This window comes from Candidatus Caldatribacterium sp. SIUC1, from assembly GCF_051549785.1.
Taxonomy (GTDB): domain Bacteria; phylum Atribacterota; class Atribacteria; order Atribacterales; family Caldatribacteriaceae; genus Caldatribacterium.
Genome location: NZ_CP189974.1, coordinates 126,632 through 141,365, shown reverse-complemented (window position 1 = coordinate 141,365; position 14,734 = coordinate 126,632). Strand labels below are relative to the sequence as shown.

The window sequence follows — 14,734 nt, the reverse complement described above, 5'->3', positions numbered from 1 at the left end:
GGGAGGCCCCATGGGGCCTCCCATCTCTGAGGACTGGTGAAGGAGTGCGATGAACTTTTCCCGATACCTTTTGCGGCGACTGGGGTATTCTGTTTTCGTACTTCTGGGGCTTTCGGTGGTTGTCTTCATCATTGCCCGTCTTGTTCCCGGAGACCCTGCCCGGGCGGCCCTGGGTCCCCGGGCAACGCAGGAAGCCGTGGAAGCCCTTCGAGCAAAGCTCCATCTTGATAAGCCTATCTACGTTCAGTATTTCTTCTGGTTGCGGTCAGTCTTCCAGGGGGATTTTGGTGAATCCCTCTACACCCGTCGTCCGGTCATAGAGGATATCAGGGAATTCCTCCCGGCGACGCTTGAGCTTGCGCTTTTTGCCGGGCTTTTCATGGCAGTTTTTGGGCTCCTCCTCGGGGTGCTGTCGGCACGATACGCCAACACCTGGGTGGATAACGTCATCCGGGTTCTGGCGTACCTTGGGATTGCCACACCGGCCTTTGTGGTGGCGATCATCCTCATCCTGCTTTTTGGGATGTACTACGAAGTGTTCCCCACGATTGGACGCCTGAGCCCTGGCATCAGTGCTCCGCCCCGTCTAACAGGTCTTCTCACCCTTGACAGCCTCCTTTCGGGGAACTGGATAGCCCTGGTCGATGCGCTGAAGCACCTCTTTCTTCCGGCCTTGAGCCTTTCCCTTGGAGGGTTGTTCCAGGAGGCAAGGATTACCCGGGCGAGCATGCTGGAGAATGCCCGGCGGGATTTTGTTGCCGCCGCCCGGGCTTACGGCATCCCTGAGCGGGTGGTCATCGCCAAGTACCTCTTCAAGCCCTCTATCATCCCCACGGTTTCCATTCTGGGGCTGGATTTTGCCTCGCTTATCGGCAATGCCTTCCTGGTGGAACTCCTCTTCAACTGGCCCGGGGTTTCCCGGTACGGGATCAACGTCATGCTCCGCAAGGACATAGAAGCAATTGTTGCAGTGGTGATGGTTCTGGGGGTGGTCTTCACCGTGGTGAACATCCTGGTGGACCTTGTGGTGGCGTACCTCGATCCGAGAATCCGCCTGGTGGAGAGGGGAGAATAAATGCAGAGAACCCGAATCGGCCGGTGGTGGTACAAGTTCTCTCGAAACCCTCTCTCCGTGGTGGGTCTTATCATCGTCGTGGGCGTGGTTTTCTGTGCTGTTTTCGCTCCCTGGGTGGCACCATACCCTGAGCATGCTGGACCGTACGTGAACTACCGTGAGGCCAATCAACCTCCGTCCTTAGCGCATCCTTTTGGGACCGATATTTTCGGTCGGGACGTCCTGAGTCGCGTCTTTTTCGCCTTTCGATCGTCGCTGCTTATGGGGGTTGTGGTCCTTTCCATCGTTGTTCCCGTGGGAGTTACCCTGGGGCTTTTGGCCGGTTATTTCAAAGATTCCTGGGTTGATATCCTCATCATGCGTATCACGGATATTTTCCTTTCCGTTCCTCCCCTCATCCTGGCCCTGGCGATTACCTCGGTCCTCAAGCCCAATCTCACCAATGCCATGATTGCCGTATCGGTCATGTGGTGGCCCTGGTACACGCGTCTTGTATATGGCATGGCCACGTCGCTCCGGAACGAATACTTCGTTCAATCGGCCGAGCTCATCGGGGCGAGCAAATTCCACATCCTCTTCCGGGAAATCCTCCCGAATTGCGTCTCGACTATCCTCACGAAGATGACCCTCGATATGGGCTGGGTGATTCTCATCGGTGCTGCTTTGAGCTTTGTAGGGCTTGGGGAACAGCCCCCCAAACCGGCTCTGGGAACGATGGTGGCCGATGGGGCGAAGTACCTTCCGGAGTACTGGTGGATTTCGGTCTTCCCAGGTCTGGCCATCATGCTCATTGTCCTCGGATTTAACTTACTCGGGGATGGCATAGGCGATCTCTTTTCCCTGGAGGAAGCATAGATGCAGGATGTGCTTCTTGATGTTCAGGATCTCGTGGTGCATTTCCGGGTTTATGGGGGGTATCTGAAGGTCCTTGACGGGGTCACCCTGCAGGTCCGTCGCCAGGAGAGGGTGGGACTTGTGGGAGAAACGGGGTGCGGAAAGACGACCACGATGAAGACGATTATGGGTATCCTTCCGAAACCCCCTGGGGTGGTTCGGGGAGGGCACATCCTCTTTAAAGGTCGGGATGTTCTCTCCATGCGTCCGCAGGAACTCGAGCACTTGAGGCGATCTGGGATTTCCATGATTTTCCAGGACCCCACGGCAGCATTGAACCCGGTGTTCACGGTAGGGGAGCAGCTTGAGGATGCCATCCGGTATGCTCTGGGAAGAAGAGATCACGCTTCGGTCCGGGAGGTTGCTCTCTCTGCGCTGCAGAGCGTGGCCCTTCCTGATCCTCCCCGAATTCTCGAGAGTTATCCGGTGCAGCTTTCCGGAGGGATGCGCCAGCGAGTTTGCATTGCTCTCGCCCTGGCCTGCCCTAAGGAACTCCTCATTGCCGATGAACCGGGAACCTCTCTCGATGTGACCATCCAGGATCAGATTCTCCGCCTGATCCATCGCCTGGCGGAAGAGCGGAAGATGGCGGTGATTCTCATCTCCCATTCTCTGGGGGTGATCCGGGAGTGGACGGAGCGGGTCTACGTGATGTACGCGGGGACGATTGTGGAGGAAGCAAAGACCGGAGAGCTTTTTGCCCGGCCACTACATCCCTATACCGAAGCACTGATGCAGTGTGTGCCTAAGCTCACCGGAACGGGAATTGCCGAGGGCATCCCAGGTCGCATTCCTGACTATTTCGATCCCCCTGCGGGGTGTCGCTTCCATCCCCGCTGTCCTCATTGCATGGATATCTGCCGCCAAAGAAAACCCCAGCTTTTTCCCGTCGATGAAAACCACCGGGTTGCCTGCTTTCTCTTTGGGAGGGACAGCCGTGGATGAACTCCTTGTGGTCGAAGGACTCAGGAAGTTTTTCGTCACCTCTCGGGGAATCGTCAGAGCCGTGCAGGATGTGAGCTTTGCCATTCATCCTGGAGAGACCTTTGGGCTTGTGGGGGAGTCTGGTTCGGGAAAGAGCACGGTGGCGTACACGGTCATGGGGATGTACCGCCCAAGCGGGGGCCGAATCCTCTTCAAGAGTCAGGACATCACCATGCCCCATGCTCGTCGTCCCCTGGCGCTCAAGAAAGAGCTCCAGATTGTCTTCCAGGATCCCGGGTCTTCTCTCAACCCCCGTCGGTCTATTCGGGAAATTCTCGAACTTCCTCTTCGGGTTCACCGCCTGGTGGACGGAAGGAGGCTCCGGGAAAGGGTGGAAGAGCTCCTGAATATCGTTGAACTCCCGCCCGATTACGCTGAGAAGTACCCGAGAGCCCTGGGTGGTGGAGAGAAACAGATGGTCGCCATTGCCCGGGCACTTGCGACCGAGCCGTCGTTGCTTGTCCTTGATGAACCGACTTCTGCGCTGGACGTTTCCATCCAGGCGAAGATCATCAATACCCTTGTTCGTATCCAGAAAGAGCGGCACCTCGGGTATCTTTTCATCACTCACGACCTGAGCCTCATGCGGAATATCGCCCACCGGGTGGCCATCATGTACCTTGGAAGGATTATGGAACTTGCCCCGGCTCAGGTCTTCTTCGAGCGTCCTCTCCACCCCTACACCCAGATGCTCCTCTCCTCAATCCCCGTGATCTCTGAAGAGGAGGAGCGGCTCAAGCCGGCGAAAATTGTCTCCACAGGTGAAATTCCAAGTCCCGTGAACCTTCCTCCAGGCTGTGTGTTCCACCCCCGTTGCCGTGAGGCCTGGGAAGTCTGCAGGAGAGAAGAACCAGGCATGCGGGAGGTTGAGGTAGGGCATCTCGTTCGCTGCCACCTGTACGGCGCTTGAAGCAAAGTTCTGGGCTTTTTCTCGCAAAAGCGTAGTTCCTGTTACCTTCTGAGCGTTCCTGCGATTTGATGGTGTTTGCTTTTGACGTATTGCCATGATTTAAAACGTTTTTAGAAATTTTTGCATTCTTCATCTTGACTCTTTGTAAGAGCAACATTATAATTTCCTTGCAAGCTAAACCGTTTTAAGGAGCGTCACCTGTGCCGGTCACCATTAAGGACGTGGCCCGCCTGGCAGGGGTTTCGCCTGCGACGGTGTCCCTCGTTCTGAGCAACAAGGGGCAGGTTTCTGAGGAGACCAGAAGGAAGGTCCTTGAAGCGGTCCAGAAGCTTGGGTACCGTCCCAACGTTTTGGCCCGGAATCTCGTCAAGGGGAAAACGAGGACGGTTCTTCTTTGCGCCTTCATCCGGGAAGACCGGAAACTCTCCACCTTCTACGGGGACCTTATCAACAGCCTCCTTGCGGCTACCTCTTCCTCGGGGTACTACCTCCAGATCGTGGTGAGAGGAGAGTTCTTCAACGGACACCCCCTGGACAAGCGGGAAGCCCTCCTCGATATTGCTCGTAATCGCCTCTTTGAAGGGCTCTTTATCCTCTCCCACTGGCCGGTGCAGTACCCGGAGGTCAGCGACCTGGTGCGGGAGGGGTTCCCCTTTGTCGTGGTGAACCAGAGGGTGGAGGGCGACGGGGTGAGCTACGTTGACATCGACCACTATGGAGGGGCGAGGGAAGCCATGCAGTACCTCCTTGAGCAGGGTCACACCCGTATCGCCCACATCCGCGGTCCTCAGGGGCACCGCCACGCAGAGGAACGATACCGGGCCTATCTTGATGCCCTCATCGAGCGGGGAATCCCTATTCGGCGGGAGTACATTGTGGAGGGGGATTTCCGCCGGCTGAGCGGGCGGGAAGCGATGGAGAGACTATTGGAAACCCGTCCTCTCCCCACTGCGGTTTTCTGCGCTAACGACAAAATGGCCATTGGGGCCCTGCAGGTGGCAAAGGAACGAGGCCTTCGGGTCCATGAAGACCTCACAATCTTTGGCTTTGACGGCATTGAGGCGGTGAAGTACACGGATCCCCCAATCCCAACGGTGGAGCAGCCCCTGGGAGAGCTGGGGAAGGTGGCAGCGGAGATCCTTATGGAGAGGATTCAGGGAGGTGAGGGAAAGAGCGTGGTCCTTCCGTGTCGGCTTGTGGAGTGGAGTGCTGTGTGAAGTCCCCGAAAAATGAGAGAGAAGGAGGGAGTATGATGAGGAAGGGGATTCTGGGAATTGCGGTGGTGCTTCTCGTACTTTTTGGAGGCCTTGCCCTCGCTCAGCTTCCGGGTGGGGTACCAAGAGAAGAGACCCTTATCGTCGACCAGCTCACCGGCCGTGTCGGCACCCCGAGCAACTTCAACCTCTGGGCGGGATGGCGCTGGCAGGACAGAGGCTTACAGCAACTCGTCTGTGAACCCCTCTGGACGGTGGACTACGCCACCGGAGAAATCATCCCGGGACTTGCTGCAGAAATGCCCATCTACAGCGAAGATTTTACGAAGATGACCGTGAAACTCCGCCAGGGGGTCTCCTGGAGCGACGGAGTGCCCTTCACCGCCGACGATGTGGTGTACACCATCGACCTTCACGTGAAGACTCCCGGGCTCCTCTACCATGGGCCCATGGCAGAATTCGTGGATAAAGTCTACAAGACCGATGACTACACCGTGGTCGTAGAGCTCAAAAAGCCGAACTCCCGGTTCCACTCCCACTTCCTGGACCGCTGGGGATGCCTGCGCATCATGCCCAAGCACGTTTTTGAGAAGGTCGAAGATCCTGTCGCTTTTGAGTTCAACCCTCCCGTGGGGTGCGGTCCGTACGTTCTCAAGGACTACGATCCGGCAGGGTTCTGGACGCTGTGGGAGCGGCGGGAGGACTGGGAGAAGACCCCCACGGGGATGCTCTATGGGGAGCCTAAACCGAAGTACGTTCTCTTCCAGGCCTTTGAGACTGAAGAGGCAAAAATTCTCGCCCAGCTCCGGCATGAACTCGACATGGCGCAGTACGCTCCCGAAGGTCTTCGGGTGGTCCTCGAGAAGAGCAACACCGCCCGAGCTTGGCGGAAAGACTGGCCCTGGGTGGTGAACATCGACCCCTGCATCACGGGTATCATGTTCAACAACATGGTGGAACCATACAACATCAAGGACGTGCGGTGGGCACTAGTACTTGCCATCAACATGGTGGAGTACATGGCCACGGCCTTTGACTTCATGGCCCCGGTGAGCCCCATCCACCTCCCACCTGTTCCCGCCTATGTCGAGGCCTTCTTCAACCCCTTAGAGGAGTGGCTCAAGAACTTCGAGCTTGACCTTGGGAATGGCGAGAAGTTCAAGCCCTATGATCCGGAGATCCCTGCAAAACTCGCCCAGGCAGCCAAAGAGCGAGGATACCCTGTTCCTGAGGACCCCAAGGCCATTCGGGAGATCTTCGGCATGGGCTGGTGGAAGTACGCCCCGGAGGTTGCCGAGAAACTCCTCAAAAAGCACGGCTTCACGAAAGGCGCCGATGGCAAGTGGTACCTCCCCAATGGTTCGCCCTGGAAGATCACTATTGTCACCGATACGAATCCTGCGCATCATCACTACCGCAACGCCATGGCTGCTGCTGAACAGTGGAGGAAATTCGGGATTGACGCTACGGTCAACGCCACCGAGGCCTTCAACAGCCTGCACCTTATGGGCGAGTTTGAGGTCGGTACCATGTGGCCGGCAGCGGAGCCCTGGGGTGTGGGCGTGGACCTCTCGAGGACCTTTGACGTCTGGCACTCAAGCCTCCTTGTTCCCATTGGCCAGGCGGTAACCCTTGGTCCCGGTGGGGCCGCCCGGTGGTCTGATCCTCGACTGGATGAACTTCTGAAGAAGATGGAAACCACAAACCCCTTCACCGAGATTGAGGCTACCCGACTTCTGGGTCTTGAGGCCCTCAAGGTTGTCGTCGAAGAGATGCCCACCATTCCCACCTACGGATACTGCGGTGCGGTGGCCTGGGATGAGTACTACTGGACGAACTACCCCGGAGCCGAGAACCCCTACTCGCAGCCATACCAGCACTGGCCGAACTTCAAGTACATGCTGCCGTTCCTGAAGAGGGCGAAGGAGTGAGTCTGTAACGTCTTAGGGTCCCCCGGGGGCCCCGGGGGACCCTAAGGAGGTCAGGTATGCGATTCGTCCGGGATTACCTTGTTCCAAGGCTTGTGCAGTACGTGCTCGTTGTGTTCTGTGGTATTACCGCAGTGTTCTTCATTCCTCGTCTCACGGGTCAGGACCCGGTTCTGGAAATCATTGCTCAAATTCAGGCCCAGGGGGCTTCGCTGGATCCGTTGGCGGTGCGAAACCTCATGGAAACTCTGAAGGAGCTCTACGGCCTCAAAGGGAGCCTTTTTGAGCAGTACCTCACCATGTGGCGGCGGGTGTTCACCTTTGACTTTGGCCCCTCCTTCTTCCAGTTCCCCACACCAGTAGCACAGCTCCTTCGCATTTACCTCCCCTGGACCATAGGTCTCTTCGCCACTTCAACTGTTCTCTCTTGGGTGCTTGGCAACATCATCGGAGGGATTGCCGGGTATTTTTCGGGGAAATCCTGGTCGAAAATCCTCGATGCTGTTATCATGGTCATTCGCCCTATCCCTCACTACATATTCGGCGTAGTGCTCCTCATTCTTTTCGCCTACGTGTGGCCCCTTTTCCCGGCTCGGGGCCTGAGCATTGGGCGAGGAATGGCCCTGAACCTTGAGCTTGTTCTTGCGATTCTCCGGGGATCCTTTCTTCCCGCTCTCACCCTTGTGATTCTCGGTGGGGTGGTCTGGTTCCAGCAGATGAAGCTCCTTGTGCAGAACGTGAAGCGGGAGGATTTCGTGGAATATGCCCGGGTGGGTGGGGTAAAGGAGCGGCGTGTCGTTTTCCGCTACGTCCTCAAAAACGCCATGCTCCCCCAGGTGACGCAATTGGCCCTGGCCCTGGGGCAGGTCTTTAGCGGCGTCTTAATTGTGGAGATGGTCTTCTCGTATCCGGGGATGGGGCTACTCCTTTACCGGGGAGTTACCCGGGGGGACTATAACCTCGTCATGGGCATCACCGTGCTTTCCATCCTCACCATCGCCACGGCCGTGCTCCTTTTAGACCTCCTCTACCCCCTTCTTGATCCCCGAATCCGGCACCGGTAGGTGAGACCATGGAGGCCCTGCGAGAACTCTTCAGAGACTACCGTTTCACCGTAGGTTTTGTCGTTTTTCTCTTTCTGGTAGCCCTGGCTTTTCTCTCCTTTGCCTCCCCTTACGACCCGATCCGCCAGCTCCAGGTTCCCCGGGACAGACCCCCTTCCCGAGCCCATATCCTCGGGACCAATTCTAAAGGGCAGGACGTCTTCTGGGAGGCTACCTTTGCCATCCGGAATTCCCTCATCATTGCCTTTATCGCCGGGCTCGTTTCCCGGATTGTAGCGGTTCTTGTGGGGTTTGTTGCCGGATACCGGGGAGGGACTTTCGATCGGATGCTCATGGGGCTTGCCGACGGACTCCTGGTCATTCCGCTCTTCCTCATTCTCGTCATGGTGGCCATGCTCCTTCGGGGGAGCATGACCCTGGTGAATACAGGGCTTTTGCTCGCCTTCTTTGGATGGGCCTGGGATGCCCGCACCATACGGTCCCAGATTCTGAGCCTGCGGGAGCGGGAGTTCACCAAAACCTCGGTGCTCTCCGGGAATGGAACAATGAGCCTGGTCATCCGGGAGTACCTTCCCTTCACCACCCCTCTCATTTTCTCCACGCTCATCAACAACATCGCCTGGGCCATTGGCATGGAGATTGTCCTTGCTATTCTCGGTCTTGTGCGTCTTGAAATCCCGACTCTCGGGACCACACTCCAGTGGGCCATCACGTATCAAGCGATGCTCCTCGGGCACTGGTGGTGGATTGCCACTCCTGTGGTGCTCACGATTCTCCTCCTTGTGGCCCTGTACTGGCTTTCTGTGAGTGTCAGCGAATACCTTGATCCCCGAATGCGAATTCAGCGGATTGGAGCGCGATCCTGATGCTTCCGGTAATCAGAGCCGAAGACCTCCAGGCGTTTTACGTCCTTGAGACCCCGCGGGGGAGGAAGGTTGTGAGAGCAGTAAACGGGGTGAGTCTCGTTATCCCCGAAAACACCGTATACGGCCTGGCTGGCGAGAGTGGTTGCGGGAAGACAACGCTTCTCAGGGTCCTTCTGGGGAACCTTGAGCCGCCCCTGCGGCACTTTGGAGGGCGGGTGCTGTACCGGGTTGATGGGGAATACCTCGATGCCCTCGCCCTTCCTGAAGGGAAGCGGCAGAAACTCCGCTGGACCTACATCTCCTATATCCCCCAGGGGTCTATGAGCGTTTTCAATCCTGTGGCCAAACTCCGGACGACTTTCATGGATTTTTTGGAAAGCCATGTTTCGGGAAAAATGCGCCAGGAACTCCTGCGTCATGCCGAAGAACACCTCGAACGTTTGGGGCTTTCCCCAAGAATCCTCGAGGCGTATCCTCACCAGCTTTCAGGAGGCATGCGCCAGCGAGTGGCCATCGCCCTGGCGACACTCCTAAATCCCCGGGTCATCCTTGCCGATGAGCCCACCACGGCTTTAGATGTTGTGGCCCAGCGGGCCGTGCTGCAGCTTCTTTCTGATATCCAGCGAAAGCTCCGCAACACCATTGTCCTTGTGACCCACGACATGGGAATTCACGCTACCGTGACCACCCGGATGGCCATTATGTATGCGGGGAGAATCGTGGAGGAAGGGTGGACCCAGGATATTTTCACCACCCCTCTGCATCCGTACACCCAGTATCTCATCCGTTCCCTTCCCCGTATTGGGGATAAACGCCTGCGGGAGAGTGCTCCGGGGAGCCCTCCCTCCCTTGCACAGCTTCCTCCGGGATGTCCTTTTCACCCTCGCTGTCCTTTTGTCTTTGAACGCTGTCGTGAGGAGGTTCCCGGACTCGAGGAGGTTGGAGAGCAAAAGGTGGCCTGTTTCCTGAGGAGGGCAAGTCATGTCGTTACTTCTTGAGGTGCAGAACCTCACCAAGGTTTTTGCCTTAGGGAGTATTTTCTCCCGCCTTCGCCTCGTAGCGGTGGACCGGGTTTCCTTCACCATTGAGGAAGGGGAAATCTTCACCCTTGCCGGGGAGAGTGGCTGTGGTAAAACCACCACTGCCCGGATGATCCTGGGTTTTGAGCCACCCACGGGAGGAACCATCCGTTACCGGGGGAAAGCCCTTGAGGAGTTTACGGACCGCAAGTCCTGGTTCCGGGAGGTCCAGGCAGTATTCCAGAATCCCTTCGAGACCTTCAACCCTCTGCGGAAGGTGGAGAGTTACTTCTTCGAGACGGTCTCCAATTTCAGACTCGCCACCCAGAGGGGTGAGGCCGAGAGGCTCATTGAGGAAAAGCTCCAGGCAGTAGGGCTTTCCCTTGAGGAAATCGGGGGGAAATACCCCAGCGAGTTCTCCGGAGGACAGCTCCAGCGGGCCTCCATCGCCCGGGCCCTCCTGACGAATCCGTCGCTTCTTGTTGCCGATGAGCCGGTTTCCATGGTCGATGCGTCGCTACGCATGTCCATCGTGAACCTCTTCCGCAAGCTCTGTGATGCGTTTGCGGTGAGCGTCCTCTACATCACCCACGATCTGGCCACAGCGTACTACGTGAGCAACCGCATTGCCGTGATGTTCCGAGGCAACATCGTGGAGATGGGAAAGGTGGAGGAGGTCCTTGGGAACCCCAGGCACCCCTACACGAGGCTCCTTCTTGAGTCCATCCCGGAACCGGATCCGGCAAAGCGGCTTGAAGAACGGATGGTTTTTCTCGAGGAACGGGAGGAATACCTCAGAGCAGGGTGCAAGTTCGCCGGAAGGTGCCCCGAGGCCTGGGAACTCTGCAGCCGGGAAATGCCGCAGGAAGTCGAGGTCGACGGGGTTCTCGTGCGGTGCCACAAATGGGCAAAATGAAGGAAGGAGGAGAGGCTGATGCAAGAGGGTATGGCGCTGGTGAATGAGCTCCTTTCCCGTATGACCCTTGAGGAGAAGGTGGCTCAGCTCTGTGCGGTGCATGCGAGCAGACTCCTTGAGGGGAAGAAGTTTTCCGAGGAGAAGGCGAGGACCGTTCTTGCTCATGGTATCGGTCAGATCACCCGCCTTTTGGGGACTCCAGATCTTGAGCCGGAGGAGGCCGTAGAACTCGGGAATGCCATCCAGCGTTTCCTCAAAGAAAAGACGCGGCTTGGCATCCCGGCGATGGTTCACGAGGAATGCCTCAGTGGACTTTTGTGCAAAAAGGCAACCGTTTTCCCCCAGGCCATCGGTCTTGCCAGCACCTTCGATCCGAAACTCGTGCAGAGGGTCACTGCTGCCATCCGGAAAACCATGCGGGCCCTCGGCGTGCACCAGGGTCTGGCTCCGGTCCTTGACATCCCTCGGGATCCTCGCTGGGGGAGGACTGAAGAGACCTTCGGGGAGGACCCCTATCTCGTTTCCCGAATGGCCTCCGCCTACATTCGGGGCCTTCAGGGAGAGGACCTGCGAGAGGGCATCGTCGCCACGGCGAAGCACTTCACGGCCTATGGTATCTCTGAGGGGGGACGGAACCTCGCTCCGGCAAAGGTTGGAGAGAGGGAGCTGCGGGAGGTCTTCCTCTTCCCCTTTGAGGTGGCCGTTCGGGAGGCGAAAGTGCGCTCGTTGATGAACGCCTACCACGAGATCGACGGTGTGCCCTGTGCGGCGTCGTCATTCCTCCTCACGAAGGTCCTGCGGGAGGAGTGGGGCTTTGAGGGGATTGTGGTCTCGGATTACGAGGCGGTCCGGATGCTTGCGACCTTCCACCGCGTGGCAGAGGACGAAAAAGACGCTGCGGTTCTGGCTCTCCGAGCAGGAATTGATATCGAGCTTCCTGACGCCGATTGCTTCCCCCACCTTGTTGCCGCAGTGCGGGAGGGTTGCATCAGCGAAGAGGTGCTCAACGAGGCCGTTCGGAGAGTGCTCTCAGTGAAGTATGAACTCGGGCTCCTTGAAGGTCTGCCCTTTGCTGATCCGGGGAATGTGGTACTCCTTGACCCCCCGGAGCATAGAGCGCTATCAAGAGAAGCCGCCCGGGCGTCACTGGTTCTCCTCAAAAACGACGGGGTGCTCCCTCTCAAGAAAGACCTCAGGACCCTTGCCGTCATCGGTCCCAATGCCCATGACCCCATCAACCTCCACGGGGACTACAGCTTCACCACCCATGTTCCCAGTGTCCTCGCCTGGAAAGGAAAGGAAGCCCGCTGGGAGGTAGCCGTTCCCACTGTGACGGTCCTTGAGGGGATAAAGGCGAAGGTCTCTCCGGAAACCCAGGTCCTCTACGCCCGGGGATGTAGCCTGACTGAATCTTCGGAAGAAGACCTTCGGGAGGCTCTGGAGGTTGCCCGGAAAGCCGAGGTCATTGTCGCCGTTTTCGGTGAACGGAGCGGGCTTTTCCGCCAGTCCCTCTCTGGAGAAGGGAGTGACCGCGTAGACCTTGCGCTCCCGGAAGCGCAGCGGAACCTCCTCAAGGCCCTGCATGAACTTGGGAAGCCCATTGTCCTCGTCCTGGTGAACGGCAGGCCTCTTGAGCTTTCGTGGGAATGCGAACATATTCCCGCTATTCTTGAGGCCTGGTATCCTGGGGAGGAGGGAGGTAATGCCATTGCCGATGTCCTTTTTGGGGATGACAATCCTTCAGGGAGACTTCCCATCTCCTTCCCGAAGGCTTCAGGGCAAGTCCCGGTGTACTACAACCGCAAGCCCACCTCCTTCAGTGAGTACGTCACGGTGGACGCGGAACCCCTTTTCCCCTTCGGGCATGGCCTGAGTTATACGTCCTTTGCGTACCGGGACCTCAGAATCACCCCTGAGAAGGTCAGGGGCCTTGAACCGGTGACGGTGCAGTGCACGGTGGAGAATACGGGGACTTATGAGGGTGAGGAAGTGGTGCAGCTCTACCTCAGGGACAAAGTAGCTTCCTGTGTGCGACCGAGACAGGAACTCAAAGGCTTTGCGAAAATCCGCCTTCTTCCCGGTGAGAAGAAAACAGTGACCTTCACTCTCTTTCCGGAACAACTTGCCTTTTATGACGCCCACATGCGCTTTGTGGTGGAGCCCGGGACTTTCGAGGTCATGGTCGGCGCGTCATCCCGGGATATCCGGCTTTCGGGAACTTTCGAGGTCCTCGAGGAGCGGGTCATTCCAAAGTACCGCCATTTTGCCAGTGACGTCACCGTGGAGTGAGGGCTTTCCCATGCGGTTTCTGGGTGTTCACCACGTGGCACTTGTGACAAAGAATATGGAGGAAAGCCTGCGGTTTTACCGGGATCTCCTCGGGTGTACGCTCCTTGAGCGATTCTTCGACGAGGGTGAGCGGGCTGACATCGCCTTTCTCTCCCTGGGGAACGCGCTCCTTGAGCTCCTTGCTCCGGAGAACCCGGAGGGGTTAGTGAACCCTTCCGGGTTCCACCTTGCCCTCTGGGTGGATGATGTCGCATCGGTCTTCGAGTTTTTGAAAACCCAGGGTGTGCCTGTGCTCCTTCCTCCCACCGAAAGCCACGGGTTCCACTACGCCTACTTTTCCGGCCCCATGGGGGAAGTGGTGGAGATTGTGAAGCGGCAATAGGCACAGGGCCACCTTTGCAGTGGCCCTGTGCCCGTGATTCCCTCCTTTCTCCTGGGGTCTTCTGAGAAAAGCCACCCTAGGCCGAGAAATATGATATGGTATGGTAAGGAGGGGCTTTGCCTTCCTTTCCGTACACGGTACAATGGAGGAGAATCCGCTGTTTCGAAGGGGGGTTTTAAGGGATGAAGCGAGTTTTGTGGGTCGTCGTTGTGCTTTTGGTGTTCTCGTCCTGGGCTTTCGCGGCACCGAAAAAAATCGGGCTCATTCTCGCCACGGGGGGTCTCGGGGATAAGTCGTTCAACGACATTTCCTATGCCGGGGCGCTCAGGGCCAGTGAAGAACTCGGGGTGGAACTCGATTACGTGGAGCCCAAGGCCATTGCCGAGTACGAAGGCTACCAGCGGGATTTTGCTTCCTCAGGGGAGTACGAAATCATCGTCTGCATCGGCTTTGACCAGGCCGATGCCTTGAACAAAATCGCCCAGGAGTTCCCGGAACAGAAGTTCGCCATCGTGGATATGGTGGTGAACCAGCCCAACGTGGCCTCGCTCCTTTTCAAGGCCAATGAAGGAGGGTTCCTTCTGGGTATCGCCGCGGCGTACATGACGAAAACCGGGAAAATCGGCATTGTGGGCGGCATGGACATTCCCCTCATCCGCGACTTCTTCCTGGGGTTTGAGGAGGGGGTGAAGTGGGCGAATACGGGAGCGGTGGTCCTCCCCACGGTGTACGTCGGCGGGTGGGCTGATCCGACCAAGGGAAAAGAGCTCGCCCTTTCCCTCATCGACCAGGGGTGTGACGTCATCTGGGCGGCAGCAGGAAAAAGCGGTCTTGGGGCTTTAGAGGCGGCGAAAGAGCGTGGGGTATACGCCATGGGGGTGGACGCCTGCCAGTGTTACCTGGGTGGGCACATCTTTGCCAGTCTCACGAAGCGTGTGGACGTCGCGGTGTACGAGACGATCAAGGCGGCCTTTGCGGGGACCTTCCAGGGAGGTGTTTTTGAGAAGGGGGTTGCGGAAGGGTGGATTGGCAACTGCCGCTTCCCCGAAGAGGAGCCCCTCTGGGAGGAGCGGTTTGGCTTCAAGCATGCGGTGGAACTTCCCAAAGAGGCGATGGAGAAGATGCTCGAAGCCCGGGAGAAAATAGCGAAAGGAGAACTCCGGGTTCCCCGACCGCCGGAATTCGGTGGATGA

Annotated in this window: 13 protein-coding genes; all 13 read left to right on the top strand. The window is 57.6% G+C overall.

The window, feature by feature from the left end:
- Nucleotides 1-49 precede the first annotated feature (49 nt).
- The 13 genes from ACP6EK_RS00715 (at nucleotide 50) to ACP6EK_RS00655 (ending at nucleotide 14,734) form a co-directional block, all read left to right on the top strand.
- The gene (locus ACP6EK_RS00715; RefSeq protein WP_438316485.1) at nucleotides 50-1,075 is read left to right on the top strand and encodes an ABC transporter permease; all 1,026 of its coding nucleotides are present in this window, start codon (nucleotides 50-52) and stop codon (nucleotides 1,073-1,075) included.
- Entirely contained in the window at nucleotides 1,076-1,930 is an 855-nt protein-coding gene (locus tag ACP6EK_RS00710; RefSeq protein WP_438316482.1) for an ABC transporter permease, read from the top strand.
- Complete coding sequence (locus ACP6EK_RS00705; protein ID WP_438316479.1) at nucleotides 1,931-2,914, top strand: ABC transporter ATP-binding protein; 984 nt, start codon at nucleotides 1,931-1,933, stop codon at nucleotides 2,912-2,914.
- Nucleotides 2,907-3,863: an ABC transporter ATP-binding protein gene (locus ACP6EK_RS00700; RefSeq protein ID WP_438316476.1), complete on the top strand. Its 957-nt coding sequence runs from the start codon at nucleotides 2,907-2,909 to the stop codon at nucleotides 3,861-3,863. Before ACP6EK_RS00705 ends, ACP6EK_RS00700 begins: the two co-directional genes overlap by 8 nt.
- A gap of 200 nt (nucleotides 3,864-4,063) precedes the next feature.
- Entirely contained in the window at nucleotides 4,064-5,080 is a 1,017-nt protein-coding gene (locus ACP6EK_RS00695) for a LacI family DNA-binding transcriptional regulator (RefSeq protein WP_438316473.1), read from the top strand.
- A 35-nt stretch (nucleotides 5,081-5,115) separates the two neighbouring features.
- Complete coding sequence (locus tag ACP6EK_RS00690) at nucleotides 5,116-7,008, top strand: ABC transporter substrate-binding protein (RefSeq protein ID WP_438318782.1); 1,893 nt, start codon at nucleotides 5,116-5,118, stop codon at nucleotides 7,006-7,008.
- Between the two features lie 56 nt (nucleotides 7,009-7,064).
- Nucleotides 7,065-8,069 carry an ABC transporter permease gene (locus tag ACP6EK_RS00685; RefSeq protein ID WP_438316470.1) on the top strand — a complete coding sequence of 335 codons (1,005 nt, stop codon included), beginning with the start codon at nucleotides 7,065-7,067 and terminating at the stop codon, nucleotides 8,067-8,069.
- Nucleotides 8,070-8,077: 8 nt separating this feature from the next.
- Complete coding sequence (locus tag ACP6EK_RS00680) at nucleotides 8,078-8,935, top strand: ABC transporter permease (protein WP_438316467.1); 858 nt, start codon at nucleotides 8,078-8,080, stop codon at nucleotides 8,933-8,935.
- Entirely contained in the window at nucleotides 8,935-9,933 is a 999-nt protein-coding gene (locus ACP6EK_RS00675) for an ABC transporter ATP-binding protein (protein WP_438316464.1), read from the top strand. The genes ACP6EK_RS00680 and ACP6EK_RS00675 overlap by 1 nt, the downstream gene beginning before the upstream one ends.
- Nucleotides 9,917-10,870: an ABC transporter ATP-binding protein gene (locus ACP6EK_RS00670; protein WP_438316461.1), complete on the top strand. Its 954-nt coding sequence runs from the start codon at nucleotides 9,917-9,919 to the stop codon at nucleotides 10,868-10,870. Before ACP6EK_RS00675 ends, ACP6EK_RS00670 begins: the two co-directional genes overlap by 17 nt.
- A gap of 18 nt (nucleotides 10,871-10,888) precedes the next feature.
- Nucleotides 10,889-13,159, top strand: coding sequence for a glycoside hydrolase family 3 N-terminal domain-containing protein (locus tag ACP6EK_RS00665; RefSeq protein ID WP_438316459.1), 2,271 nt, complete (start codon nucleotides 10,889-10,891; stop codon nucleotides 13,157-13,159).
- A 10-nt stretch (nucleotides 13,160-13,169) separates the two neighbouring features.
- The gene (locus ACP6EK_RS00660; RefSeq protein ID WP_438316457.1) at nucleotides 13,170-13,541 is read left to right on the top strand and encodes a VOC family protein; all 372 of its coding nucleotides are present in this window, start codon (nucleotides 13,170-13,172) and stop codon (nucleotides 13,539-13,541) included.
- Nucleotides 13,542-13,723: 182 nt separating this feature from the next.
- Nucleotides 13,724-14,734 (top strand): BMP family lipoprotein, encoded by a 1,011-nt coding sequence (locus tag ACP6EK_RS00655; RefSeq protein WP_438316454.1) that lies wholly within the window; start codon nucleotides 13,724-13,726, stop codon nucleotides 14,732-14,734.

Excerpts from the sequence above, each read along its gene's own strand:
- ACP6EK_RS00685 (WP_438316470.1), top strand. The coding sequence starts at position 7,065 with ATGCGATTCGTCCGGGATTACCTTGTTCCAAGGCTTGTGCAGTACGTG.
- ACP6EK_RS00655 (WP_438316454.1), top strand. The coding sequence starts at position 13,724 with ATGAAGCGAGTTTTGTGGGTCGTCGTTGTGCTTTTGGTGTTCTCGTCC.
- ACP6EK_RS00660 (WP_438316457.1), top strand. The coding sequence starts at position 13,170 with ATGCGGTTTCTGGGTGTTCACCACGTGGCACTTGTGACAAAGAATATG.
- ACP6EK_RS00710 (WP_438316482.1), top strand. The coding sequence starts at position 1,076 with ATGCAGAGAACCCGAATCGGCCGGTGGTGGTACAAGTTCTCTCGAAAC.
- ACP6EK_RS00665 (WP_438316459.1), top strand. The coding sequence starts at position 10,889 with ATGCAAGAGGGTATGGCGCTGGTGAATGAGCTCCTTTCCCGTATGACC.
- ACP6EK_RS00680 (WP_438316467.1), top strand. The coding sequence starts at position 8,078 with ATGGAGGCCCTGCGAGAACTCTTCAGAGACTACCGTTTCACCGTAGGT.
- ACP6EK_RS00690 (WP_438318782.1), top strand. The coding sequence starts at position 5,116 with ATGAGGAAGGGGATTCTGGGAATTGCGGTGGTGCTTCTCGTACTTTTT.
- ACP6EK_RS00715 (WP_438316485.1), top strand. The coding sequence starts at position 50 with ATGAACTTTTCCCGATACCTTTTGCGGCGACTGGGGTATTCTGTTTTC.
- ACP6EK_RS00670 (WP_438316461.1), top strand. The coding sequence starts at position 9,917 with ATGTCGTTACTTCTTGAGGTGCAGAACCTCACCAAGGTTTTTGCCTTA.
- ACP6EK_RS00675 (WP_438316464.1), top strand. The coding sequence starts at position 8,935 with ATGCTTCCGGTAATCAGAGCCGAAGACCTCCAGGCGTTTTACGTCCTT.
- ACP6EK_RS00705 (WP_438316479.1), top strand. The coding sequence starts at position 1,931 with ATGCAGGATGTGCTTCTTGATGTTCAGGATCTCGTGGTGCATTTCCGG.